Consider the following 25,358-nt stretch of genomic DNA (forward strand, 5'->3'; position numbering starts at 1 on the left):
GTGTAAGTACCTTTCCTTTTTTAAAATCAATGTGTGTCATTTTTATTACAGATATAAAAAAGCCCGTAATTAAACGGGCTTTAAACAGTATAGATTAGAACTTGTAACTAATACCAATTTTAGCTTGCCATGCAGAAGCACTTTGGTCGATTAGTGTGTAATTTCTTACATCGGCACCATTGTACGCTTCATCAATTATATAGCGGCCTTGGTCATCTAAACCACCAAAGTCATAAACTGATTGGTCTTGATAGCTAAGGCGTTTTTCAATGCCCCAGTCGCTATTAAGTAAGTTAGCAAAGTTATCAATCATGAAATACACTTCACCGCTATGACCTTTAGCGAAACCTGGGATTTCTTGCTTAACGCTGATATCCATAGTTGTTACCCAAGGCATAGTACCTGTATTACGGTCTAAGATTTCACCACGCTCAGAAATACCCGCTCTATCAAGTAGTGTTTCAAGCTCACCCCAAGTAAGTTGCGATTCATCCCAGTTTACATTCGGGTCATCCGCACCAGTTGGAATATAAGCTAAGTATGCAGAGCTTGAGTAGAAGTCACGCGAGTCGCCTAGCGCACCGTCTTGGTACGAAGCCATTGTGTGACTGTAAGGGCGACCTGAACGACGCTCAAAGTAAAGGTCAAACTTAGTGTTATAGCCTTTAAAGAATTCAGTGTGGTAGCTGATATTCACTTTGAAGCTATGTTCTACTTCATAGGCACCACGCTGTGCTAAGTCTTGGTTACGGTTTTTAGTAACACTGTGCTGGTAGTTACTTTGCGCTTGTGAAGATGAACCTGAAGACGCTTCAGTGATATCTTGGTGTGCATAGCTTGCTGAGATGTATAAACCGTTATCCCATTCTTTTGCAAGTGCTGTTGAGAAGATAACTGAACGGCCATCATCAGATGAATTTGTTAGCATGATATCGAAGTTATCAGCTAAATCACCTGAGTAGATGCTTTCTTGGATTAAACGCTCGCCATCAGCCGCAACGCCCACAGGTACGATAGCTGTGTTGTGCCAAATTGCTTCGTTTTCTTTCTTGTGGTAAGCGATTTCAGCTTGCCATTTGAAACCATTACCAAGTAATTCAGAGTCAAAGTCATACTCGAAACCAATTTGGCTACGGATGCTTGAAGGTAATTTAAAATCAGGGTCAATGTAGTTTGTGCTACCCGCACCTTTTGTCAGTGAATCTTGAATTGCACCTGGTACAGATGTGATATCTGCAGGGTTATTTGCGTAGTAATCATTAATAACTGATTGTGGTGCATCAACAAGTGTAATACCGTCTTTTTGGTACGAGTTGTTATACCAAACGTTAGGAATACCACCTTGGAAACGACCTACACCACCGCTGATTGTTAGGTTTTCTGTTGCGTAATATTTAAACCCAACACGTGGTAGGATGATATCGACGCCATCAAGATTCTCTTGATTTGAAAAACCGTAAGTCTCTAGGAAGTTTTCATTTAGAGTTGGCTTGTCGTCAGATGCTAAACGCTCATAACGAATACCAGCATTTACTTCTAAATCGTCACCAATATAAAAAGTATCTTCTAGGTAGATTGCTAATTGGCTACGCGTTGCATCATATGCTGTGTCTGCAGCATTGTTTGTATAGGCATTTGCGTAAGAGAAGTCATAAGTACCATTAAAGTTACCCACCTCACGGTTTGCAAAACCTGCAACACTGTCAAACTCCCATGAACCTAATGAATTTGCAGCAAATAGGTTATACAGATTGAGTGATTCATACTGAATACCGAAGTTAAGCTCATGCTCATCCAGAAGGTAAGTACCATCAAATGTTAATGTTAGGTTTTCAGTTGAAGACTCATTCGCGTGACGGTATTGGTTGGTACCAAATTCATACGCTGGACCACGGTAGTATTCTTCAACTTTTACGCTACCAATATTCGAGTTTGTTAAGCTGTTTGAACTGACATCTTTATACGCGATACCAATTTCTGATGAGAAAACATCGCTCCAATCTGAGTAAAGTTTTGTCGAGAAATTGTTGAACTTAGTTGCATAAGTATAACGGCTTGAAGCAAGTAATACCGTGTCACCGCCAGTGCCGAAGTTGCGCTCTTCTTGGTCGTCTTGCCACTGATATGTGAAATCTAGACGATGTGCATCGCTGATGTTCCAGCTTAGTTTAACAAGTAATGATTCATTTGTATCTTCAGGATCGCCACCTAAAGAGTCTTGGAAACCATATACATTGTCTAATACAGATAAAAAGTTATTTAGTTGCTCTTCTGTTACATCGTATTCGTTCGTTGCACCAGAGCCTTCAAAACCATAATCTAAATCTAGTTCGCTCTTCCAGCTGTTGTAGTTTACAAAATAGAAAAGCGTGTCTTTAATTAATGGACCGCCCACGTTAAAACCAAAACGTTCTTCTGTTTGAATTGGTTCTACTTTGTTAATTTCAAATGTTTTATGGCCATCTTCGTCTAAAACAGGGCGACCATCAGCATAAACTTCTGAAATATTGTCTACATCACCTGCCATATCAGGTGTTGAGGTTTCGTAGAAACCTGAGAACTTAAATTCATTTGTACCAGATTTTGTTACGGCATTAATTGTACCACCACCAAAGTTACCTTTTGATGCTGAGAAAGGTGATACATCAACAGAAATTTGCTCAATTGCATCAAGTGCAACAGGTGGTTGAGCAGTAGGGTAGCCGCCATAGTTTAAACCGAAGTCATCGTTTTGGCCGATACCATCAACAGTTAGGCTATTTGTACGCGGGTTATTACCGGCAAATGTAAGCTCACCACTACCATTGATATTTGCAAGAGGGTTTAATCGCGCTACATCTTTAATGTCTTTGTTAAAGCTTGGCATATTGTTGATTGTGTCTTCACCGAAAACACTGCTCGAACCGCCAGACTGTTGAACAATTTTATAGCCAGAAACTTCAATTTTTTCCATTGCTAATGAGTTTAATTGTTCTTGTAAGCGGTAAGTATCACCAAGCTCTAAGTAGATATTCTCTACCATGCTGTCACTGTGTGTATCTGAGTCGATAAATACAGTGTATGGGCCACCAACACGTAGACCATTGGCGATGAAAGTACCGCTTTCATTTGTAGTTAATTCACTGACTGTGCCAGTTGGTTGGTGAATAACCTTTATTTTAACATTTGCAGCTGCTTCACCAGAAGGCGTTGTGATTTTACCTCTCATTGAAGATGAGGTATCTGCAGCCATAGCACTTGTTGAAACACCAAGAGCTAATATAACTGCTCCGGTTAATTTCGAAAGGCGTAACTTATTCATTATGTTATTTCCCGTGTTAGAGGTTTGTTGGTTTATAGTTCACTGTTAGCTGGCATCTTAAGTGCCTTTACTAACGGTTTTGCTGATTTATCAAATAATGAGTTTAATAAACCGGCTAATCTAATCCCGCCTTGTTGTAGACGAGTTTTTACAATTGGTAAATTTTTATAGATATAACTGTAACTTACATTTGTTTCATTTTCTTTATAGAGTGAATTAGCAATGTTGTTTGATTCAATCAACCAATCACTTGGCGAACTTGCAAGGTAATCTGATATTAATGTTTGGTTTGATGTATCAACGAACTTGGCAAACTCTGTGTAAGATAAATTTTCGTTTTCTATTAATTTAGTGTCCCAAAGGCTGTGTAGGTTAGTATCTTGCCCAAAGAATGTGACAGAAATGCGATTGCCACCGCGGTCTTCGCTGCGACCAGCGTGGAAAGGTTGATGGCTATCACCAACAAGGTGTACTAAAAAGCGTAATGCGAATTGCTTTTCAGCTAATGATGCTTTTTCGTTTTTTAATACTGAAATTGAATATTCGATACCTTCTAGGATATCTGCGACTGTTTCTTTGTTGTGATGAGAGTGTGCATCATAGCTTGGTTTTGCATCATCTTTAGAAAAGTTTATGTAGTGCCAGCGTGATGACTTTTTTTGCCAGAATTCTTCTGGTGCAGAGCGCATTTCATCAGCCCATGTGGCTATTTGAGGGAGCGATTCACCATCTAGTAAGGGAACTAAAGCGTCTCGTGTGGTGTCGGTAATATGCATTGCTGCTAATTCACCAACAATTCGATGGCCATTTTGACCCCAAGCATGTGCAGGGGCGGCAGATAAAACAGAAATTACTGGTGTAGTTAACAGCAACATCTTCATTGTTTTTAGTAACATTGGTTGAGCGTCCAAAGTGAATGTTTGCTTAATCAAATTTTCTGGTGCCAATTCTCCTGAATTTTGAGATAAATAGAAAGGACTCAATAAGATTCATAATTTCTTGTTCATAAAGTAATAAAATCATTACCTTACAGTGTTTAAGTAAAATTACTTGTTGTAATAAGTAAGAATAATTGTTCAAATAGAGGCTAGCACGAGCAAGTGGTTAGTAAAATTGAGTTTAAGAACTATATTAATAAAAAAATCATCGATTGTTACATTTTTGTTTCTGTCTATTATTTTGTTTTTCTGCATTGGTTTCATACAGGGAAGAGCAGTTGCACCTGACTTAAAATCGTTTATTGAAACCTCGTTTACCTGCAGTACAAAGTCAGACAGCAATTTAAATGATTTGGTCGTTTATGTGTCTGGAAAAACACTCGCTGAAGATGTAGCAACATCCTTGTGTGATGATTTAACTATTAGTAAACAGTATGGAAAGGTTACGTCTTACTGGGGCTATAAAACATCGGATTCTATCGAGTTTTTAGGCAAAGGAATTGCAGACTTAATCCTCGCAAAAGAGAATTTAATTGACGCATTCATGGCACAATCCACTTATAACTATCAAGCTGTTGTCGGTTTTCCTGATTACACCGCTTACCTTATTTCAAGTAAAGAAAAGCCACGAATTGAAAAGTCGTACTTTTTAGACAAACGTATTGGGTTACTGGATTATCCAACAAGCCGTTCAGGCCACATATTACCCAAACAACTTTTTAAAACATTAGATATAAATTTAGAAAACTTAAATATTACTTATGCGAGTTCTCATACAGAATTAAGAGAATTACTGGCCAGTGGTAAAGTTGACTTAATTTCATCCTATTGGCAAGACAGTGATCAAGCTAGTTTTTCAGTTAATTATATAACACCGATAAGAGATAACATTAGTGGCAGCCGCTGGTATTTAAAAATGCAAGATGAAAACACTGACCTTTTATGTGCTGTTCAGGCACGCCTCACGGATTTAGCTCGCAATCAAAGTTCTCACTACTTTAATCATGTTGAATCATTTTGGGATTGTAAAAGCGATGCAAATAAGCAGTCAGTAGAGGTCATCAATGCTTCTAAATAAAGATAAGCTTTTTAATACAATCGTGTTTTTGTTTACAACTGCACTCTTAGTTGCAAGCTTCTATAGTGCAAAATTTTACAAAATGCAGATGAATAATGAATTGTCTGTTGCAAAGGTGCAAAGCAGGATCGCGCTGGACTTGAACTACTTAAACTTACCTGATGATTTTTTGAAGCACTCAGGCAGTAAAGAAATGGTTTCAAATTACATTACTCAGCTAAATGCTCGAATTAATCAATCAGGGGTAGCAGTTTATTCTATAGCGGGAATTTCAAATTCAACAGTGCAAGGGGCGCATTTTCCAACTCAATTACAAACCCCGAACAGAAGTGTGTCAATTACTTTTACTTTTAACAATAGTCTATTAGTAAAGTCTGATATTGCCGTTTTAATTTTTGTGATTTTAATAGCGTCATTATTTACATATTTAGTTAGCCAGAGCAGGCAGTCATCTTTTAGTGCAATTGAAGCGACAGCTGATGATGAACCAATACTTGCTGAGGCAGCTAAACTTGTTGTCGATTTAAACACGAAAACATTTTCATCAAGCGCACTTGAAGAAAAGTCAGTTGCGCTAGCGAATAAGCCATTGTGCTTTTATTTAGCATTGGTTGAGTTTTGTATCCAATATCCTGATGTTGTGCTTAATCAAAATAAAGATGTGCCAGATGAGTTGTTAAACCTTGCTAATAAATATTTTTATCGTTTAGTAGAGCTTGGTCATACAATCAGAAAGCGCCCGAACTTTACCAATAGTCTTGAGAAAACCTTAAGTGAAATTAGGGCTGCATTGGATGAAGTTTGGCAGGATGAGCCTGAACTTAAAGAAATATATTACCCTCCTAAAGCATATGGTGAAGGTTCTCGATCTCGATTGCATCACTATGGTTTAAAAGCAATTTCCTGTGATGATATCGAAGTAATAGGGAAGTAGCATACTACTTCCCATGCTTTACTTATTCAGGTGCGTAATCAGCCGCTGTTAAAGGACTATTTTCTTCGAAGAAGCGCTTCAATGCTTGGGCATCCGTGTCATCTGTACTTACGAATCCCTGCCTATTCGTCAATGTTGGGTAACCATCGCCCCCTGATGCGTTGTAGCTATTGATACTCATACGATAAATTTTGTCCATATCGAGTGCCTTACCATTAATTTTTACATCGTTGAGCTGCCCATCTTGTCTACTAAAACTAAGTTTATGGTACTGTAAATAAGCGCCTGAGTCGGGTGGGAATGAGGTCACAACTGACAGATAATCGAACAGTTCTTTTCCTGTTATATCAATGTAAGTAATGCGGTTTTTGAAGGGGTGAACTTTCAAAATATCTTTATAACTAACATCACCTGCTTGAATGCTATCCCGAATACCACCGCCACTGATCAAGCCAAAATCAGCTCCAACAGATTGCATTTGAGCGGCGATAATTACACGAGCAAGATTAACTTGTTCGTAGCGTGCTTTGCTGCGGTCGCCTTCAAGTTTAGCATCGACTGAGCCAATCTTGCCCGCAATCTGAGCAGCCCCTTTTTTCTGATAAACCGCAAGCACATCGTGGACTGTCTTATCTGGTTCAATATAGTCACCAGCAAGCTGCTTATTGCCCTGTTTATTTGTGGTATACAAGTTCACGGGGATCAATTCATAATTTAGTAGAGTTAATTGCCCATTTTCTAATTTAAATTCCGCTTTACCAACATACTTACCCCACTCATGAGCTTGCATAATCCAAGTACCATTTTGTTGGTCTGGTTTACAGTCTTTACCAGGCGCAAAGCTTTTATCGGCAACGTTCGCACTTGACATACAAACGGGTTCTTGCGAATGACCACCAACAATAATATCAAGTGTACCCTTTGGGAGGTTACGTGCCATCGTTACATCTCCAGGCGCGTTGATACCGAAGTTAGCGTCTACATAATGGCCCATGTGAGTTACAGCAATCGTAATATCTGGCTGATATTGGGCTTTGAGTGTCGGCGCTAAATTTGCTGTTACTTGAGTTGGATCTTTAAAATCAAGGCCGCCAATGTACTGCGGGTTCCCTATTTTTGCTGTGTCAGTCGTTGTTAAACCAATTACCGCAATTTTAAGTCCATTTTTGTCAAATATTTTGTAGCCTTGATAGCGCGCCTTGCCTGTTTCTTTATCTATAATATTGGCAGATAAAAACGGAAAGTTTGACCACTTTTGCTGCTGATCAAGTACAGAGAGCGGATTATCGAACTCATGATTACCAATTGCCATTGCATCATAGCCGATGAGTGACATACCTTTGAAATCAGGTTCTGCATGTTGAAGATCCGATTCTGGAATACCTGTGTTGATGTCACCACCCGAAAGTAATAAAACAGCATGGCCTTGAGCTTTTGCTTCAGCTCTTAGCTGGTCTATCAGAGTTTTACGGGCTGCCATACCATACTCACCTTGTTCGTTATGCCAAAAACGACCGTGATTATCATTAGTATGTAGAAGAGTAAAGTACTGAGAATTGGTATCTTTTTCTTGGAAGGTGCTGCAAGCGGTTAGTGAAAACAGCAGCGACGATAAAATAATAAAACGCATAATTGTTTGCCATATTAAAGCAGTAGGTTAATTATGCGCTTAGTTTAAACGACTTAGGTTTAAATTAAATGACTTTTAATAATTTTTATTGTCATTTTCAAAATTTAACTCACCTGTCGCGGCTAATTGACGCCGTTGAAGCTCTTGCTCAGCATAGTGTGATTTTTGATGATTATTACCTACCATCCAGTTTAAAAAACTGGCCGGTAATTTATTGTAAGGCTCACCTTGGTGTAAGCCAAAATCGCAAATAGCGCTTTCTTTATTCGCCATGGTTAATTCCTATGTGTTCATTGTTGTCGTGTGAATACTAACAAACTCAGCTAATTTGATAAGACGATTTGGCTTTAATTTATCAAGTTTTTATAACATTAATGAATATACGGTGTGAACAATTGTAATTAATATGTAATCAACTTGATTTGTTTTGTGTAACAAGTTTTCCCTCTATTCAATAGCAGTTAGTTTTTATTTAACCTCATCATCTCAAAATAAAAACTATCAGGAAGAGACAATGAAAAAAAATTTGTTAGCGTCTGCATTACTCATAATAGGTTTTCAATCGAATGCAACCATCGTAGAAATGCAAACGAATCAAGGCACGGTTACAGTCAATCTCTATGATCAACATACCCCTGTGACCGTTGCAAACTTTTTAGAATATGTGTCAGATGGCTCATATAATGGAAGTCTTATTCATCGTTCTGTGGACGATTTTGTAGTGCAAGGCGGTGGTTTCACATTCGATACAGATTTTACAGCAATAGAAAAGAAAGCAGCCATTGCGAATGAACCAGTCCTATCTAATGTAAAAGGAACCATTGCTATGGCTAAACAAAGTGGTAATGCAAACAGTGCCACAAGCCAATGGTTTTTCAACTTAAAAGATAATAGCGCTAATTTAGACGTTCAAAACGGTGGCTTTACAGTATTTGGTGAGATCACACAAGAAAGCTTTGAGGTGCTGACTAAAATCACTGATCTTGTACATTGTGGCGAAATCCCCGTAGTTGGTTTAAACGAAGACCAATGCCCAGAAACAACCGCTGGCTTTAATGGTGAAAATTTAGTGACTATTAACAGTGTTGTGGTTATTGATGAAAATCCTGATTCATCAGCAGGTTTGTCACCAGTAGAAAATACATTAATAGACGATGATGACAAGGGTGGAGATTCTGGTTCAAGCAGTGGCTCAATGGCTTGGTTGATGTCGATTTTGGCTGCCAGCGTTTTCTACCGTAGAAAGTTTATACAGTAGAAGGTTCATACCTTGAAAAATAATGTAAGGCGCAATTTGCGCCTTAGAAAATTCTTATTAAAATCATTAACCACATGATAAGCATGATGAAACTACTGATTACAAAGCTATAATAACGTAGCTTTAGTGTGTTTGTTGTTAAGTGAATTACACTGTGTAATAACCTTAGTCCAACATAAATCCATGCAAGAATTACAAATACAAACCCAGCTGCGTTAACCTGTAAAGCCGTTAAACAGGCAATGAAAAACAAAATCGGCATTTCAAACTGGTTTATAAAGTTTCGATCTGCGACTCTAACCTCAGAACCAGCCTTATCTAGTTCCATTGTTAAAAAGTCTTGCATTTTTATGACTTTATTTCTTGCCGCTGTGAAACGGCGCCTTCCCATAATCACCATGATAGAGAATGTAAGTAATACCTGAGTGAACATTGCCGCAATTAGCCACTTTTCCATAGCTCATCCTTTGTTATAGTTATTCAGTTGATATTCGAGCCGTAAGTACTTATTTTTCACAATGTGTTACAAAGTTTTAGAGTCTATACCCTAATAAGCATTGAATTGCGGCCTATATGAGCACATGATAAATAAAAACACAGTCAATTTCTAATGGATACGAAATAATGAAAAAAATAATGGGCTTGAGTGCTATTGCATTTGCCGTCTTAGCAGGGTGTAGTTCAGCACCAAATCAAACAACTAACCCAAACTTAATTCCCGAATCGCTTATTGTTAGTCCTAATGACACTCGCGAATATAAAACCCTCAAGTTAGCCAATGAAATTGATGTGATTTTAATCTCGGACCCAAGTGCCGAAAAATCAGCTGCTGCATTGAGTGTTGGGGTTGGTTTGTTGCACGACCCTATGAGTCAACAGGGGATGGCTCACTATTTAGAGCATATGTTATTCCTTGGCACAGAAAGATACCCTGATACCAAGGGCTATAGTGATTTTATGACTAAAAATGGTGGTGCACATAACGCCTATACTTGGTTAGATATTACCAATTACATGTTTAAAGTTAACAACGACGCATACGACGAAGCGCTTGATCGTTTTGCTGATTTCTTTAAATCGCCCAAGCTTTATCCTGAGTACACTGATAAAGAAAAAAATGCCGTAAATGCAGAATGGTCTATGCGTCGTGAAATGGACTTTTTCGGCCAGTTTAAGCTTGCTCGACAAATGATGGGGGAGCATCCAGCAAACCGATTCTTAATTGGTAACTTGGAAACATTAGGCGATAAAGAGGGCAGTAACCTTCATAAAGAAACTGTGGCTTTTTATAACAAGTATTACTCGTCTAACATCATGAAAGTAGCGATGATTTCAAATCGTCCGCTAGCTGAAATGGAAGCAAAAGCGAAGCAGTATTTTGCAGACATTGAAAATAAGCAGATAGAAAAGCCAACTGTGACTGATAAGCTCGACTTTAGTAAAGCAGGTGGTAAACGTGTTTATTACTCTCCGAATGAAGATGTTAAACAATTAGAGTTGGAGTTTACTATCAAAGACAACAGCGCTGAGTTCGCTGTTAAACCTAATCGCTTTGTGTCTTATTTACTTAGTAATGAAATGCAAGGCAGCCCTGCACAAATCCTTAGAGATAAAGGCTGGGTTTCGCATTTATCTGCAAGCGATGCGCCGACTCAATATGGCAACTATGGCACCCTTAAAGTTAGTATTGAGTTGACCGATTCTGGCATGCAAAACCGTGAAGAAATAGTTGCGACTATCATGCAGTACATTGCATTAATCAAAGAGCAGGGTGTTGATAGTAAATACTTCAATGAAATTCGAACATCTTTAAATAATGAATTCCAATTTTTAGAAAAAGGTGACGAGTTTGGTTATGTCAGTAATCTAACCGATAGTATGCAGAAATTCCCTGTAAATAATGCAATCAATGCGCCTTATTATTATGCAAAATTTGATGCTGACGCTGTGCAGAATGTACTGTCGCAATTAAATGAAGATACTCTTCGCATTTGGTACATATCAAAACAAGAAGAGACTGATTCACAGCTGCATTTTTATGATGGCAAATACCGTATTGAAGATATCAGTGAAGAAGAAATTGGCAGTTGGAATAAGCCGAGTCAGTATGAATTAGCTCTACCGACTGTAAACCGCTTGCTACCCGAAAGTTTTGCAATCAAAACAGCTGAATTTAAGCAACAGGCTCATCCAGAGCTGGTGTTTGATGAACAAGGAGTGAAGGTATGGCGTCAAGCAAGTCAACAATTTGCAGAGCAGCCAAAAGGGCTTGTTGAGGTTTATATCAATACACCTGACGCACTGGTTGATGCAAAGGCGAAAGTTCTTTACTCGGTTTGGGCGGATATCTATAACTTACAGCAAAGTAAATTAAGCACAGAAGCAGCCGTTGCAGGTATGAGTTTAGGGCTACAGCCTAGTAATGGTCTGGTTTTATCATTAAGCGGCTTTACTGATAAACAAGATGTTTTATTGGCACAAGCACTTGAAAACTTACAGCTAGAAGTATCAAAAGAAGGCTTTGAACAAGCAATTGACCGCTATAAGCGCGATTTATTGAACCAACAGCAACAGTTTCCTTTCTATCAAGCGTTTGGGGAATACTCGAAATTAACACGCAGCGGTAAATTTGACACCGAGGCACTCATTGCAGCAGCCAATGCTTTAACGCTCGCTGATTTTACTGCAATTAAGCAGTCGACCTTGGCAGCTAATGACCTACGTGTATTTACCTTCGGCAATTATAATCAAGACGATGTAAACTCGATTGCCAATAAATTGATAGCTATCTTGCCTAAGACGCACAAAGTATCGAAATTTGCTCGCAGCAAAGCGTGGTTACCTAAGCTAGGTGAGCGCATTGTGTTACAAAAAGATATTATTGTCGCTGACGTTGCAGTTATCGATATGGTTGTTCATCCGACCCCAGGGTATAAGCAGCAAGCACAAGCTCAAGTATTACAAAACCACTTTAGAACAGTTGCTTTTGATAAACTACGTACTGAAGAACAACTTGCTTATGCGGTTGGTGCACTTGCTCGCCCAATTGAAGATTACTCAGCACTTGGGCTTTATATCCAAACGCCAGTTAAAGGTCCAAAAGAAATGCAAGCTCGCTTTGATGAATTTAAAAAGCAATACGCAGTTGAGCTTGATAATATGACAGAAGACACCTTTATGCAGCTTAAGAACGCCACCCTTGTGTCTTTAAAAGAGCAGCCTAAAAATCTTGGCGATGAAATGGCCCCTTTAATTTCTGATTGGTATCGCGAAAACTTTAACTTTGATTCTAAAGATAAACTGATTGCTGAGGTTGAAAAAGTAACCTTAGCTGATCTTAAAGATTACTATAAGAAAACGATGTTAAATGCTCAAGCACCGCGTTTGAACATTCAACTGCGTGGTAGTAAATTTGCGGATAAGCCATTCGCTGATCTGGAAAATCAGATTAAAGTTGATAACTTAGAAACCTATTACAAAGGAATTCAATTCCAAAAATAGGATTTATATTTCAATAAATCAAAGCCCAAGCATATGCTTGGGCTTTTGTTCTTATGCAATAAGTAAAAAACCAATAAATGCAGCTGTTGCTGCCAATATGGTATAGGGTAGTTGAGTAATAGCATGGCTCACTAAATCGCAACCAGAGCCTTGTGCAGCCAGTACCGTTGAATCAGAATAAAAGCACGCTTGGCTGCCAAAAGAAGAAGCCGACAGCAATGCGCCAATCACCAAAGGAATATTCGCATCAATTGCATAGGCAAGAGGCATAACTATAGGGATAGTGACCGCGAAAATACCCCAGCTTGAACCCGTTGCAAAGGCAAGCACTGCCATAGCTAAAAATACCATTGCAGGCAGGTATTGTGCCGTCATGTAGGGGCTTAGTGTATTAATAACATATTGTGGTAGCATTAATTGGTCACACACATCTTTGAAAATAAATGCAGCGACTACAGTGCCAATTGCCGGAATCATACTTTTAAATCCATCGAGCATGCGTTCTACTAGCTCTGACAACGTCATTAGCTTTTGCAGCATATAAAAGGGTAATACAATGGCAAAAGTTGCGAGCAGCCCTTTAAATACATCAATCTCAAAGTAGACAGTGAATGCCACCAGCAAAATAATGGGCACTAAAAAGTTGTAAAGTTTGCCATTACTTGCGGCAGTCTCAAAGTTCTCTTCGGCCGCTTTTACTGCATATTCATCAGCTGTCTGGATATCGGTGTATTGACTGTTTGATATCTCGATTTGATGATTCATGGCACGTAGCTGCGCTTTTTTCATCGGGCCAAAGGCTGGGATGATGTTTACGCTCACAAGTAATACAACGAGTACAGCAAACCACGCGTAGAGCATGTATGGAATTGCTTGAATATACACAGCAATGCCTTGGCCTTCAGGTGCTACATTGTTATCAACTAATAAACCACCAAAAAATACTGCCCACGTTGATAGCGGGACTAGTACACAGATAGGCGCGGCAGTTGAGTCGACCACATAGGCGAGCATTTCACGGCTGATTTTAAATTTATCGGTAATACGTTTCATGGTTTCACCAACCGTTAACGCATTAAGGTAATCGTCTATAAAAATAATGACGCCTAACACAAATGTCATAACGAGTGATGAACGTTGTCCTTTAGCAAATTTTAATGCTAATTCAGCAAATGCACTTGCGCCGCCTGTGCGCACTAATAAAGCGATGAGAGCACCGAAGCCCCCGCACACTAATATAAGCCAAGCAATGGTTTCGTCTTGCATTACTTTTAATGAGATATCAGCAAAATTAGACAATACAGCAGTAGGGCCTAGCATGGCTAAACCAAACAAAGCACCAATAAGTAATGATAATATAGGGCGGCGTAAAAATACGGCCAAAACCACTACTAATATAGGAGGTAGTAAACTTAACGCAGAAGGTTCTTGCATTATATTTTTCACACAGTTAAGCAATGCGAGATTGCTTACAGAAATCAAAAGTCTTTCGACTCAAGTAACTGCTTTACGCGAACACACTTTTATGGACCCATAAGGGAAAGTGCCTGCGTTGGCTGGCGCCAGACAGTATAGAGGGTATACTGCTTTTGTTTTGCCCAAAACATCGCACGAAAAATAATCCTGAATTTTAATTTAGTCAATAAGAATTTTTATCTTATCCAAATTAATTTAATTGCAGTATTTATGTTAGGCTATCAATTAGTTTAACGGGGGTTTTTATGGCTTTTTCAGATACATACAGATTAAGTAGTCATGCGGTAATCACTAATCCACAAGGTCAGGTGTTATTGCTGAAAGCTAATTACGGACAAAAAAGCTGGGGGCTACCTGGTGGCGCTTTAGATAAGGGCGAAACCATTCATCAAGCACTCATACGTGAATGCGATGAAGAACTAGATTGTGATGTACAGATTGCCTACTTAAGTGGTGTTTATTACCACACAGCGTTTAATTCGCATGCATTTATATTTAGAGCTTTTCTGCCTGAACATGCAAAAATAACCCTAAGCGACGAGCATACTGACTATGGGTATTTTAACCTTGATGAGCTTTCTGATGTTCAAAAGGAACGTGTCCTTGATTGTCTCAATTTTACCTCAGATGTTGTTAGTAAAGTATTTTAGGAGCGTGTTATGAGCGATATTTTTTTACGTGCCGGGTACCCAAGTGATGATAGTTTTATTCTAAAACTGTTAAATCAGACATCGTTTTTAAAGCATATTGGCGATAAAGGTATCAAAACGCATGCTCAAGCTCAGCATTACATACAACAAACTTTTATCAATAGCCACCAGCAAAATGGTTTGGGCTGTTATATCGTTTGCCTCGCTGACGAAACACCCGTTGGAATGATTGGGCTTTTTCAAAGAGATGCATTGGCAATTCCTGATTTAGGTTTTGCCCTTTTAGCTGAGTATGAGGGGCGGGGAATTACAACAAAAGCGGCATCTTTATTGTTTGCAAAAGAGTACGTGAGAAATATTGACTTGTTAGCTGCTATGACATCATTACAAAATGTCGCATCGCAAAAAGTGCTAATAAAATTAGGGTTTGAAGATGTTGGTGACCTTATTATCAATGATGACCACCAACCTCTGAAAGTTCTTTTAAAGAGTAAGTTTTGATAACTCTGCACCGACTTCTTGGTTAATTTCAAGCCATGTTGATTCTAACGTCATAACAAGACCTTCATAACCATCTTCGTCAAGAGGCGTAATTTCGTTAAAGTAGTTTATCGCTTTTAGCTGTCTACCCGACTCAGGTGTTGTGTAATATAAGCGCCATAATCCAGCTATATTCGCATTACCATTTTGATCACCATTAAAGTGGTGTAGCTCGTACTCTAATTCATAATAAGTTTGCTGGTCTATATCTGTAATGACAGGTAAGCCTTTAATTACCATCCAGTTTTCTAGCTTTGTATAGAGAGTTTGATGCGCACTTGACGTAAGCATTAAATCCGGTGACTCATTCCAAAGGTGATAATTAGCTGCATTTATGCGGTTATTATCGAGCACCATCGCAATACCCCGGTTATTTAATGAACCTCGTAGTTGTACCGTATTAACTCTTAGTTGAGCTTGGGTTTCGTCACTTAAACGTTTCATCGCAGTTATAGGCTGCGAGAATTGGTAATACTGCATTGTTGAAAATGACGTTTGACTACATGCAGATAGTACGAATAGCGAGCTTACAAAAGCAATTAGTTTATAGTTCATTATTGTTTCCTTGGTGTCGGATCAGCAGGAAGGTCTTTATCGAAAATCAACATATTTGGTTGCTGATTTAGGCCACGCGTTAGGGGCTGTAGCTCTTCACTTAAGCGTTTAAACTCAGAAAGAGTAGTCTGCAATTGTTGGTGAAACGCTGACCCTTGTTGATAGCTTGCCATGGTTTTTTCGAACTGTTTCATGGTTTTATCAAACTGCTGCATACTTTTGGTCATTTCTGCAAAGTTTCTATTAATATCACCCGGTAAGTCTTGCGTATCTTGCTTATTGAGCAAATCACGCATGTCATGCGCAAGCGCTTGATATTCTGAGAATGTGGTTTGCATTTGCGCTAAGCTGTCTTCTATTTTTAAATTATTTACTTTATTTAAAACATCTGAAACTTGATCGGCAATAACAGTAATACCGCTGGATATACTTGGGAATACAGTATATTCAGCAACTTTTGATAAACTGGCCGGCTCGGCGTTATTGTAAATATCTAAGTCGACATAAACTGCACCTGTTAAAAGGTTACCTGGTTTTAAAGAGGCTCTAAGGCCACTTTTTACCCAGCCATCTAAACTTGAATGCCAAAACTCACGTGCTGCTGTACTGTCGTGATATAAGCGACCATATTCAACCTTTATAAGCGCAGGAACAGCGGTGTTGTCTGTTCTAAAGTGTGCAGGTTTCCCATTGATAATAACGCTTGCAGGTGCTTCAACAACGGTTCCAATTCTCATTCCTCTGTACTCAACGGGGGCACCTGCTCTTAAGCCTCGAATCGATTGTTCAAACTCAATTAAATAGTAGTCAAAGTCATAAAAACGTTCTTCAAGGGCTGCTTTATAACTGTTACTTAATGAAAAGCTATGGCCATTAGTTGCAATTTCGCCCGGTGTTTGTTGCTCTGGTATACCTACAGATATTCCGCCTTTTAGAAGTTTGCTTAATGAACCCGTATTGACATTAATTCCATCCGCAGAGAGGTCAATTTCAATACCAGAGTTAACCCAAAAAATAGAATTCAATGTGATTAAGTTTTGATAAGGCTCATTAATAAAAATACCATACTTCATTGCCTGGTTTTTCCAATCGAAAGTCGCGGTTTCTATTTGGCCTATTTTGTAGTCTTTAAAGTATATTCCTGTGCTAACGTCTAGCACTTCAGCGTTATAACTCAATAAGGTAAAACGCCCTCCTTTAACGTCATTTGCAATCAAAGCAGGTTCATCTTGAAGCTTAAACTCATCCGCTAGCTTTTTGCTTTCACCAGGCGAAAACTCTAAATATACGCCCGATAATAGCGTGCTCATGCCACTGATACCTGTGTCATCAATTCGTGGCTTTACCACCCATATTTTTGCATCATCGGTGAGTAAGTCTTCATAATGTTTATCTATCTGGGCACGTGCAATGACGCTATTTTGTTTGTCAGATAGTCTAACATGGTCAACTTGACCTATTTTTACACTTCGAACTTTAATTTCTGTTTTGCCAGCGACAATCCCTTCAGCGTGAGGCATTCTTATAAAAATTGTGGTGCCTTGATTTGCCTGATATTGATATAGCATCCAGGCGCCTATCAGTAATGCCACTAATGGAATAATCCAAATAGCGGAAATATTTGGCGCTGTTTTTATTTTAGCTGTTTCGCTCATGCCAAGTTCTCTTGTTTAGCGGTTTTTAAATTAGCAGGGCTATCCCATAATAATCTAGGATCAAATGCATGGGCTGCAAGCATTTGGCAAATAACCATAGTTGTAAAAAAGACGGTACCTATTCCAGGTGTTACAGACATCAAATTCCCCAGTTGCACCAAGGCTACTAAAATTGCTACCACAAAGACATCAATCATTGACCATTTACCTATAAATTCAGTTAATTGATAAACTCGTGTGTAACTTTTGGTTTGCCTATTAGCAGGACGTGTAACCATAAAGCATAGAAAGCTCAGTACCAGTGCTTTTGCCAAAGGCACCACAACGCTTGCTAGAAAGATAATCATAGCAATGGGATATGAGCCACTCGCCCATAAAATCATAACACCACCGATTAAAGTTGATGGCGTTTCGTCACCAAGGCTGGTTGTATACATGATAGGGTAGACATTAGCAGGGATATAACACGCAACCGACGTAATTAACCAAGCAGCCGCTTTTTGAATGCTATTGGGATTGCGGCTAAAGGTTTTAGTTTCACAGCGTGAACACACCTCTGTATTACATAATTGACCACATACATGGCAGGCTTTAAGGCCTTGATCAATTGCTCTTGTATTGGGTAGCGTTTGCTCTATATAAATAGGTTCTCTTAGTTGTTGCCATAAACGTTGTTTGTTTAAGCGCGTTGTTGCGGCCACGTAGCAGACAACAAAGGCAACATAAGACCAGAAACTAACGCCAAACGTGATATCTGCCATGGACATGATCTTCACCATGCTGACCATAACACCTATCAAAAATATCTCTGACATTATCCAAGGTTCAAGTGCAAAGGTAACCTTTAACAAGCGTTTTCCCCATTCATAAGGTAAAGCTTTAAGTAAACCTAAGTGTAAGGGAATGATCAAAACTAAAAGTAACATAGGCAGCCCGATGATACTTGTATCAATAAAGAGGCCTAAAAAGTCATTGTCGTAGTTAAATAAAATGCGAGCTGCGTCTGGGAGGGTAATCGTTTGGGTTATGCCGCTACTACTGAATGATAAAAATGGATAGAACATACTGCTAAGCAGCATAAAGATAGCACTTAAGCTAAGCGCGACAACACTACTGTCTTGATTGGCTTTTGAAACCGACAGTTTAGTATTGCAGTGAGGGCATACAGCCATTTGTTTTGCACTAAGGTGCGGTATCTCGATGACAAGATCACAACTAGGACATGCTGTTTGCAAACTTTGGTACTCTTAAACAAGAACTTAGTTAATTTTGCACCAATTAACCGCTAAATACAAATGCAAGCACTCAAGTTCTGGACTAGTATTGAGCATAGTGTCAGTGAAAATATTTCGGCCCAAAACTTTAAGGTGGAATGTGAGTCGTACATTAATACTTTTGTTATTTATGTTTTCTTTTAAAGGCGAGTGCGTGTCTGAGCAGAGCCACGAAATGCAGCTTGTTGTGGCTGCAAGCTCTTTTTTACCTCCTTATATAGTCAAGCAATCAAACAGCGGTATTCAAATTGAAATTTTAAAAGCAGCGTTACAAGCACAAGGTATTGCTGACCCTACTATACACTACATGTCTAATAAACGAGCCGAGCAGCAGTTATTGCAGGGTAAAGTTGATATCGTTCTGAACTTTCCTCCGACTGCCATAGCAGACATTTATAAAAGTGAGCCACTTGTAATGTATCAGAATGTGGCAATAAGCTTGGCAACAAACGAGTTTGCTATTAATTCAGTGTTTGATCTTGCTGGTAAGAGTGTTTTAGCATTTCAAAATGCAATAAATTTTATAGAGCAACCATTTAAGTCTGTTTCAGAAAATTTGGCCTCCTACGACGAAGTCGTTAATCAAGAAGCACAAGTTGACCATCTAATGAAAGGGTGGGTAGATGTTATAATAATAGAGCGTCGTGTCTTTCTTTTTTATTTAGAAAAATATAAACAATCTAGCAAGGTACTTCCTTTTGTTGTTCACCCAATATTTAAAGAAGCGCCAAGACCTGCGTACTTTTCTAACAAAGCACTTAAAGATAGCTTTAACCTTGGTTTAGGTAAGATTATTGAATCAGGCGAATATCAAGCAATTATCCGCCTAGATGGCACTGAGTATGCGCAGCTATCAACAGAGGAATTACGCGAATAGCGCAACAGTTTGACGACTAAGTGCGATTAGTTTGCCGTCTTCACTCCAAATACAGCCATCTTCAAGGCCATAACCATCTTTACTGTGGTGAGTGATTGCCTCATAGCCTATCCATGCATCCGATGCAATGTTAGGTTCCTCAACAAACTCAAGGTACCACGACATGCTACTTGCTGGCGCAGGTTGCTTATACATTTGAAGAAGCGTTGGTGGCCATGAATCTGTTAGGGCAATAATATGTGCTTCACTCATTTGCTTTGGGGTATGTTTAAATTTCATCCAGCCACCTAAATGAGAGGTATCAGCACCTGAAAAGGGCATTTGACCATCTTGCAAGCACAGTGCTACGTGTTGAAAAAATGCCGGCATTACTCCTTCCTTATAAGGTAGCGTAAAACGCTCATCAACAGGTTTAAGTTGCATTACTTTAGTGACATCAACACGTACAGTTGATTGGCGCTGTGCCCCAAAGCAGGCTTGAGTAATAACACAGACAGCGCCGTTTTGAACCACTTTAGCAAGCACTTGAGCGCTGTTTTTACCTTCGCGTAATACTTCAACATCAATGGAAAAATCAGTATCAGCAATTAAAGGCCCCACAAAGTTGGTACTTAAAGATAGTAAACGACGAGAGCTATCAATATGTTGACGAATTGCTTGATACAACAAAGCGGCTGATAACCCGCCAAAGGCTGTACGGCCCTGACACCAGTTTTCTGGGAACTGCATCACTTTCGTTTTGTCGCAGCCTAGTTCACTCGCTTTGGCGAGTAATTGTTCAAAATGCATAACTTTCCTTAACATTTATTATTATATTATTGGTTATAGCATAGCAAAAGTGATCAGACCAGTTTACTTACCCTGCAATGAAGCTAAGAAAACACCTCTTTTTGAAGAAAAAATGCCCATTTGGAAAATATTTCAAAAAAAAGTAAATTTTTTTCATTTTAATAGTTGAATTCAGTTTGTTGCACCCCTATTTACTAGTCATCGAACGTTTTAACGAATTTTGAAGTTGGAGAAGATTCATGGGTAGAATTATTGGAATCGATTTAGGTACTACTAACTCTTGTGTAGCAGTACTAGACGGTGATAAAGCACGCGTTATCGAAAACGCGGAAGGCGATCGCACAACACCATCGATCATTGCATACACGCAAGACGGTGAAACATTAGTTGGTCAACCTGCAAAACGCCAAGCAGTAACTAACCCAACTAACACATTATTTGCAATCAAGCGTCTAATTGGTCGTCGTTTTGAAGACGAAGAAGTACAACGCGATATCGGTATTATGCCTTTTAAAATTGTAAAAGCTGATAACGGTGATGCATGGGTTGAAGCACGTGGCGAGAAACGTGCTGCACCACAAATTTCAGCAGAAGTGCTGAAAAAAATGAAGAAAACAGCAGAAGACTTCTTAGGTGAAGCGGTTACTGAAGCAGTAATCACTGTACCTGCATACTTTAACGATTCACAACGTCAAGCAACTAAAGATGCTGGCCGTATCGCGGGTCTTGAAGTTAAACGTATCATCAATGAGCCAACAGCCGCTGCTCTTGCATACGGCATGGACAAAAATAAAGGTGAAAACGTTGTTGCGGTATACGACTTAGGTGGTGGTACTTTCGATATCTCTATCATCGAAATTGACGAAGTTGAAGGCGAGCACACATTTGAAGTGCTAGCAACTAACGGTGACACTCACCTAGGTGGTGAAGACTTTGATAACCGCGTTATCAATTACTTAGTTGAAGAGTTCAAGAAAGACCAAGGTATTGACCTTAAAAATGACCCGCTTGCAATGCAACGTGTTAAAGAAGCTGCTGAAAAAGCGAAGATTGAACTTTCTTCTGCACAGCAAACAGAAGTTAACTTACCGTACGTGACTGCTGACGCAACTGGTCCTAAGCACATGAACGTTAAAGTTACTCGTGCAAAACTTGAGTCACTTGTTGAAGACTTAGTCACTAAGTCAATCGAGCCGCTTAAGCGTGCACTCGCTGATGCTGATTTATCAGTAAGCGACGTAAATGACATCATCCTTGTTGGTGGTCAAACACGTATGCCTTTAGTACAAAAAACAGTTGCTGAGTTCTTTGGTAAAGAGCCACGTAAAGATGTTAACCCTGATGAAGCTGTTGCTGTAGGTGCTGCGATTCAAGGTGGTGTACTAGCTGGTGACGTTAAAGACGTACTATTACTTGACGTATCTCCGTTATCACTAGGTATCGAGACTATGGGTCAAGTAATGACAGCATTAATTGAGAAAAACACGACGATTCCTACTAAGAAATCACAAGTTTTCTCAACAGCTGAAGACAATCAATCAGCGGTAACGATTCACGTACTACAAGGTGAGCGTAAGCGTGCAAGCGACAATAAATCTCTAGGTCAATTTAACCTAGAAGGTATTCGCCCAGCACAACGTGGTACACCTCAAATCGAAGTAACATTCGACGTAGATGCGGACGGTATCTTACATGTATCTGCTAAAGACAAAGATACAGGTAAAGAGCAGAAGATCACAATCCAAGCTTCTTCAGGTCTAAGCGATGAAGAAGTAGAAAAAATGGTACGTGATGCTGAAGCGCACGCTGAAGAAGATAAAAAATTCGAAGAGCTAGTAGCGACTCGTAACCAAGCTGATGCAATGGTTCACGGTACACGCAAGCAAATCGAAGAAGCAGGTGACGCATTACCAGCAGAAGATAAAGAAGCAATCGAAGCTGCGCTTACAGAGCTAGAAACGGCGATTAAAGGTGATAATAAAGAAGAGATTGAAGCTAAAACTCAAGCTCTTGCTGAAAAATCACAAAAGCTAATGGAAATTGCACAAGCTAAAGCGCAACAGCAAGGTGGTGCAGATGCTGGTGAGCAACAATCATCTGCTAAGCAAGATGATGACGTTGTTGATGCAGAATTCGAAGAAGTGAAAGACGACAAGTAATTGCTCGTAACGCTTCTGCCTAATTTAAAACTAGCTGCTTTGTTGTGCTATTTAAGTTAGGATGAATCATTGAGGCGCGCCAGCGAATTCGCTTGACGCGCCTTTTGCATGTATATAGATGGTAAACAAACGTTTAGCATCATGCAGTAAAACTGCATTAAAAAGAGTAGTGTGATACATATGTCAAAAAGCGATTATTATGAAGCTCTCGGCGTAAGCAAAGATGCAAGCGAACGAGACATCAAAAAAGCGTATAAGCGCTTAGCGATGAAATATCATCCAGACCGTACTGCGGGCGATAAAGAACTTGAATCGAAGTTCAAAGAAGTAAAAGAAGCCTACGAAGTGCTGACTGATCCGCAAAAACGCCAAATGTATGATCAATACGGTCACGCCGCCTTTGATCAAAACGGCGGTGGCGGGCATGGTGGCTTTGGTGGCGGTCACGGTGACTTTGGTGATATTTTTGGTGATGTGTTTGGTGATATTTTTGGTGGCGGTGGCCGTCGTCAATCTCGCCAACAACGTGGCGCTGACCTACGTTATAACATGGACTTGAGCCTTGAAGAGGCAGTTCGTGGTAAAGATGTAGAGATTAAAGTTCCTACTTGGGTTAGCTGTAAACCATGTGATGGCACTGGTGCAAAAGCTGGTTCTAAACCAAAAACCTGTACTACCTGTCATGGTGCTGGTCAAGTTCAAATGCGCCAGGGCTTCTTTGCTGTGCAGCAAACTTGTCCGACGTGTCAGGGCACAGGTCAGATTATTTCTGATCCATGTGATAGCTGTCATGGTCAAGGTCGCGTTGAGAAAACGAAAACTTTATCTGTTAAGATCCCAGCGGGTGTAGATACGGGCGACCGTATTCGTTTATCTGGTGAAGGTGAAGCAGGTATACATGGAGCCCCAGCAGGTGATTTGTATGTTCAGGTCTCTGTTCGTGAACACCCGATTTTCCAACGTGATGGTAATAACCTCTATTGCGAAGTTCCTATCGGTTTCACTACGGCTGCTTTAGGTGGCGAAATCGAGGTACCAACACTGGATGGTCGAGCAAAACTTAAGATCCCATCGGAAAGCCAAACGGGCAAAATGTTCCGTATGCGCGGTAAAGGTGTGAAATCGGTTCGCAGCGGTGCTCAAGGTGACTTGATCTGTAAAGTGGTCATTGAAACACCGGTTAACCTAAATGACCGTCAACGTGAATTGCTTGAAGAGCTTGAGCAAAGCATGGGGAAAGATGGATCGAAAAACCGACCTAAAGAGAAAGGTTTCTTTGATGGTGTGAAGAAGTTTTTCGATGATTTAACTAAATAAATTTGGTTAGTTAATAAAAAGGCGCTTACTGATAAGCGCCTTTTTTATTACTAAAAATTACTCTAGTCGTTTAAAATATCTAATTTAGAACCACGTAGTAGTCGCTATTAGCTAAGCACCTGCAAAGTGTGACGTCGTCATCATATTGAGTTTTTTGTATTCTGCCTTTTTCAATCCCGAGTAACTGACATTTATTCTGACAATCCACAAAAGCATTCCACCGTATATATTCATTGCACACAAAGTTAATAGCGAAGAAACAAGTTAAAAGAATGAATATTTGCTTTAACCAATACAGAGTATGTGATTTCAACATGACAATTGTCCAAAAACGATTGGTTCTATTAGTCTAGTTGATTATAAAATTCATACCCTAGTACGATTGGTTCTTTATTAAGAATTTTATGTTATGTTGAACAAAATGATTATAGAGTAACTTGGATTAGAATTAATGACACCAGCAATCAATTTGTTGAAGAAAAAAGGAATTAAATTTGATGTGCTTTCTTATGACCATGAGCCAAATCAAAAGCAGTTTGGGCTAGAAGCCGTTGAAAAATTAAATTTACCCGCAGCACAGGTTTTCAAGACCCTGGTTGTTGAAGACAATACTCAGAACTTATTCGTTGCCGTGGTGCCTGTGAGCCAGCAGCTTAACCTAAAAATGTTAGCTAAGTTTGCGGGGGTAAAAAAAATAGAGATGGCTCCCCAACAAGCTGTTGAAAAATCCACTGGCTACATTCTGGGTGGAGTAAGCCCGCTTGGACAAAAAAAACAACTAAAAACTTATATTCATACTAGCGCAAAAAGCTTTGAAAGCATTTATGTATCCGCAGGTAAACGTGGGCTAGAGATTGCCTTAAATCCAAAAGATCTTATGACTTTAACGCGCGGTCAATACGTAAATTTTTAAGTAATAATTTAATCTAGCTTTTAATATTGTTGATCATTGTTGTCGCTGTTGATATGAATTCAGTTATCTGAGTTTCAGTTAACCCTTCACAAAGCCTAGAATCAACCTGTTGCTCTGCAACTTCTAAGCGCGAGAACAGGGCTTTACCTTGCTCAGTAAACGACAAAATCAAACAGCGCTTATCATTTTCGTCGGCACATTTAGACACCAACTCAAGCTTGATGAGATCTTTCACTAAGCGTGCTATCTGCGCCTTATCACGCCCCGTTTTCGCAACTATATCGTTCGCTGTGCAGTGCTTTGTTTCAGCAATAATGTGCAAGCAGCGTACATGTAATGCGTTAAGGCCAAGCTCATTGGCGTTAATGGCTTCGCGTACAGTAACACGGTAACTTTGTGCCAGAGTAAATAAAGCAGAAGAAAGAGAGGTTTGTGGCATGGTTCACCTAGTTATTATTAGTTGACAAAGTCAATCAAAAGCGTATAGTTGACTATATCAACTATTGGGGCGTT

The 25,358-nt window shown here is 39.4% G+C and carries 21 protein-coding genes; 10 read left to right on the plus strand and 11 right to left on the minus strand.

All coding sequences use genetic code 11. From position 1 onward, the window contains the following. Positions 1-94: 94 nt before the first annotated feature. Together LY624_RS19100 and LY624_RS19105 are read right to left on the minus strand one after the other, a co-directional pair. Positions 95-3,301: a TonB-dependent receptor gene (locus LY624_RS19100; protein ID WP_341804836.1), complete on the minus strand. Its 3,207-nt coding sequence runs from the start codon at positions 3,299-3,301 to the stop codon at positions 95-97. Positions 3,302-3,333: 32 nt separating this feature from the next. Continuing rightward, positions 3,334-4,197 (minus strand): S1/P1 nuclease, encoded by an 864-nt coding sequence (locus tag LY624_RS19105; RefSeq protein ID WP_130152086.1) that lies wholly within the window; start codon positions 4,195-4,197, stop codon positions 3,334-3,336. A 406-nt stretch (positions 4,198-4,603) separates the two neighbouring features. On the opposite strand from LY624_RS19105, the gene LY624_RS19110 reads away from it, so the two are divergent. Together LY624_RS19110 and LY624_RS19115 are read left to right on the plus strand one after the other, a co-directional pair. Then, entirely contained in the window at positions 4,604-5,317 is a 714-nt protein-coding gene (locus LY624_RS19110; RefSeq protein ID WP_341804837.1) for a hypothetical protein, read from the plus strand. 139 nt (positions 5,318-5,456) lie between these two features. Next, positions 5,457-6,251, plus strand: a complete 795-nt coding sequence (locus tag LY624_RS19115; RefSeq protein WP_341804838.1) for a hypothetical protein — start codon at positions 5,457-5,459, stop codon at positions 6,249-6,251. Between the two features lie 22 nt (positions 6,252-6,273). Here the strand turns inward: LY624_RS19115 and ushA are convergent, their stop codons facing one another. Both ushA and LY624_RS19125 read right to left on the minus strand, forming a co-directional pair. Further along, positions 6,274-7,881, minus strand: a complete 1,608-nt coding sequence (ushA, locus tag LY624_RS19120) for a bifunctional UDP-sugar hydrolase/5'-nucleotidase UshA (RefSeq protein ID WP_341804839.1) — start codon at positions 7,879-7,881, stop codon at positions 6,274-6,276. A gap of 75 nt (positions 7,882-7,956) precedes the next feature. Further along, positions 7,957-8,154 (minus strand): hypothetical protein, encoded by a 198-nt coding sequence (locus LY624_RS19125; RefSeq protein ID WP_237118842.1) that lies wholly within the window; start codon positions 8,152-8,154, stop codon positions 7,957-7,959. Positions 8,155-8,395: 241 nt separating this feature from the next. Here LY624_RS19125 and LY624_RS19130 point away from each other — a divergent pair, with 241 nt between their 5' ends. Next, positions 8,396-9,139 carry a peptidylprolyl isomerase gene (locus LY624_RS19130; protein WP_341804840.1) on the plus strand — a complete coding sequence of 248 codons (744 nt, stop codon included), beginning with the start codon at positions 8,396-8,398 and terminating at the stop codon, positions 9,137-9,139. Positions 9,140-9,182: 43 nt separating this feature from the next. Here LY624_RS19130 and LY624_RS19135 read toward each other — a convergent pair whose 3' ends face one another. Further along, on the minus strand, positions 9,183-9,596 hold the full coding sequence (locus tag LY624_RS19135; RefSeq protein WP_237118840.1) for an MAPEG family protein: 414 nt from the start codon (positions 9,594-9,596) through the stop codon (positions 9,183-9,185). Between the two features lie 167 nt (positions 9,597-9,763). On the opposite strand from LY624_RS19135, the gene LY624_RS19140 reads away from it, so the two are divergent. Beyond that, the gene (locus tag LY624_RS19140; RefSeq protein WP_341804841.1) at positions 9,764-12,640 is read left to right on the plus strand and encodes an insulinase family protein; all 2,877 of its coding nucleotides are present in this window, start codon (positions 9,764-9,766) and stop codon (positions 12,638-12,640) included. A 51-nt stretch (positions 12,641-12,691) separates the two neighbouring features. Here LY624_RS19140 and LY624_RS19145 read toward each other — a convergent pair whose 3' ends face one another. Continuing rightward, complete coding sequence (locus LY624_RS19145; protein ID WP_341804842.1) at positions 12,692-14,074, minus strand: Na+/H+ antiporter NhaC family protein; 1,383 nt, start codon at positions 14,072-14,074, stop codon at positions 12,692-12,694. Between the two features lie 287 nt (positions 14,075-14,361). Between LY624_RS19145 and LY624_RS19150 the strand changes: the two genes are divergently transcribed. Beyond that, positions 14,362-14,766: an NUDIX hydrolase gene (locus tag LY624_RS19150; protein WP_341804843.1), complete on the plus strand. Its 405-nt coding sequence runs from the start codon at positions 14,362-14,364 to the stop codon at positions 14,764-14,766. Positions 14,767-14,775: 9 nt separating this feature from the next. Beyond that, positions 14,776-15,267, plus strand: coding sequence for a GNAT family N-acetyltransferase (locus tag LY624_RS19155; RefSeq protein WP_341804844.1), 492 nt, complete (start codon positions 14,776-14,778; stop codon positions 15,265-15,267). On the opposite strand, the gene LY624_RS19160 is transcribed toward LY624_RS19155, so the two are convergent. From LY624_RS19160 to LY624_RS19170, 3 genes are read right to left on the minus strand one after another with little or no spacing between them, the layout of a single operon-like run. After that, positions 15,250-15,861 (minus strand): PqiC family protein, encoded by a 612-nt coding sequence (locus tag LY624_RS19160; RefSeq protein ID WP_341804845.1) that lies wholly within the window; start codon positions 15,859-15,861, stop codon positions 15,250-15,252. The two genes, LY624_RS19155 and LY624_RS19160, sit on opposite strands and share 18 nt — an antisense overlap. Further along, on the minus strand, positions 15,861-17,516 hold the full coding sequence (gene pqiB, locus LY624_RS19165) for an intermembrane transport protein PqiB (protein ID WP_341804846.1): 1,656 nt from the start codon (positions 17,514-17,516) through the stop codon (positions 15,861-15,863). Before pqiB ends, LY624_RS19160 begins: the two co-directional genes overlap by 1 nt. Further along, positions 17,513-18,751: a PqiA/YebS family transporter subunit gene (locus LY624_RS19170; protein WP_130152073.1), complete on the minus strand. Its 1,239-nt coding sequence runs from the start codon at positions 18,749-18,751 to the stop codon at positions 17,513-17,515. The genes pqiB and LY624_RS19170 overlap by 4 nt, the downstream gene beginning before the upstream one ends. Before the next feature lie 193 nt (positions 18,752-18,944). On the opposite strand from LY624_RS19170, the gene LY624_RS19175 reads away from it, so the two are divergent. Continuing rightward, positions 18,945-19,667, plus strand: a complete 723-nt coding sequence (locus tag LY624_RS19175; protein WP_240701270.1) for a substrate-binding periplasmic protein — start codon at positions 18,945-18,947, stop codon at positions 19,665-19,667. On the opposite strand, the gene LY624_RS19180 is transcribed toward LY624_RS19175, so the two are convergent. Further along, positions 19,656-20,456 (minus strand): thioesterase family protein, encoded by an 801-nt coding sequence (locus tag LY624_RS19180; protein WP_237118832.1) that lies wholly within the window; start codon positions 20,454-20,456, stop codon positions 19,656-19,658. The genes LY624_RS19175 and LY624_RS19180 overlap by 12 nt on opposite strands. Positions 20,457-20,695: 239 nt before the next feature. Here LY624_RS19180 and dnaK point away from each other — a divergent pair, with 239 nt between their 5' ends. The 3 genes from dnaK (at position 20,696) to ybaK (ending at position 24,845) form a co-directional block, all read left to right on the plus strand. Beyond that, positions 20,696-22,615: a molecular chaperone DnaK gene (dnaK, locus tag LY624_RS19185; protein ID WP_237118831.1), complete on the plus strand. Its 1,920-nt coding sequence runs from the start codon at positions 20,696-20,698 to the stop codon at positions 22,613-22,615. A 180-nt stretch (positions 22,616-22,795) separates the two neighbouring features. Beyond that, on the plus strand, positions 22,796-23,932 hold the full coding sequence (gene dnaJ / locus LY624_RS19190; protein ID WP_341804847.1) for a molecular chaperone DnaJ: 1,137 nt from the start codon (positions 22,796-22,798) through the stop codon (positions 23,930-23,932). A 451-nt stretch (positions 23,933-24,383) separates the two neighbouring features. Further along, positions 24,384-24,845: a Cys-tRNA(Pro) deacylase gene (gene ybaK, locus LY624_RS19195; protein WP_341804848.1), complete on the plus strand. Its 462-nt coding sequence runs from the start codon at positions 24,384-24,386 to the stop codon at positions 24,843-24,845. Between the two features lie 13 nt (positions 24,846-24,858). On the opposite strand, the gene LY624_RS19200 is transcribed toward ybaK, so the two are convergent. Beyond that, positions 24,859-25,284, minus strand: a complete 426-nt coding sequence (locus LY624_RS19200) for a MarR family winged helix-turn-helix transcriptional regulator (protein WP_341804849.1) — start codon at positions 25,282-25,284, stop codon at positions 24,859-24,861. Between the last annotated feature and the right edge of the window lie 74 nt (positions 25,285-25,358).

It is taken from the genome of Pseudoalteromonas sp. N1230-9, assembly GCF_032716425.1.
Taxonomy (GTDB): Bacteria; Pseudomonadota; Gammaproteobacteria; order Enterobacterales; family Alteromonadaceae; genus Pseudoalteromonas.

Excerpts from the sequence above, each read along its gene's own strand:
- LY624_RS19105 (WP_130152086.1), bottom strand. The coding sequence starts at position 4,197 with ATGTTACTAAAAACAATGAAGATGTTGCTGTTAACTACACCAGTAATT.
- dnaJ (WP_341804847.1), top strand. The coding sequence starts at position 22,796 with ATGTCAAAAAGCGATTATTATGAAGCTCTCGGCGTAAGCAAAGATGCA.
- LY624_RS19200 (WP_341804849.1), bottom strand. The coding sequence starts at position 25,284 with ATGCCACAAACCTCTCTTTCTTCTGCTTTATTTACTCTGGCACAAAGT.
- LY624_RS19125 (WP_237118842.1), bottom strand. The coding sequence starts at position 8,154 with ATGGCGAATAAAGAAAGCGCTATTTGCGATTTTGGCTTACACCAAGGT.
- ushA (WP_341804839.1), bottom strand. The coding sequence starts at position 7,881 with ATGCGTTTTATTATTTTATCGTCGCTGCTGTTTTCACTAACCGCTTGC.
- LY624_RS19140 (WP_341804841.1), top strand. The coding sequence starts at position 9,764 with ATGAAAAAAATAATGGGCTTGAGTGCTATTGCATTTGCCGTCTTAGCA.
- LY624_RS19145 (WP_341804842.1), bottom strand. The coding sequence starts at position 14,074 with ATGCAAGAACCTTCTGCGTTAAGTTTACTACCTCCTATATTAGTAGTG.
- LY624_RS19150 (WP_341804843.1), top strand. The coding sequence starts at position 14,362 with ATGGCTTTTTCAGATACATACAGATTAAGTAGTCATGCGGTAATCACT.
- ybaK (WP_341804848.1), top strand. The coding sequence starts at position 24,384 with ATGACACCAGCAATCAATTTGTTGAAGAAAAAAGGAATTAAATTTGAT.
- pqiB (WP_341804846.1), bottom strand. The coding sequence starts at position 17,516 with ATGAGCGAAACAGCTAAAATAAAAACAGCGCCAAATATTTCCGCTATT.
- LY624_RS19180 (WP_237118832.1), bottom strand. The coding sequence starts at position 20,456 with ATGCATTTTGAACAATTACTCGCCAAAGCGAGTGAACTAGGCTGCGAC.
- LY624_RS19155 (WP_341804844.1), top strand. The coding sequence starts at position 14,776 with ATGAGCGATATTTTTTTACGTGCCGGGTACCCAAGTGATGATAGTTTT.
- LY624_RS19130 (WP_341804840.1), top strand. The coding sequence starts at position 8,396 with ATGAAAAAAAATTTGTTAGCGTCTGCATTACTCATAATAGGTTTTCAA.
- LY624_RS19100 (WP_341804836.1), bottom strand. The coding sequence starts at position 3,301 with ATGAATAAGTTACGCCTTTCGAAATTAACCGGAGCAGTTATATTAGCT.
- LY624_RS19160 (WP_341804845.1), bottom strand. The coding sequence starts at position 15,861 with ATGAACTATAAACTAATTGCTTTTGTAAGCTCGCTATTCGTACTATCT.
- dnaK (WP_237118831.1), top strand. The coding sequence starts at position 20,696 with ATGGGTAGAATTATTGGAATCGATTTAGGTACTACTAACTCTTGTGTA.
- LY624_RS19135 (WP_237118840.1), bottom strand. The coding sequence starts at position 9,596 with ATGGAAAAGTGGCTAATTGCGGCAATGTTCACTCAGGTATTACTTACA.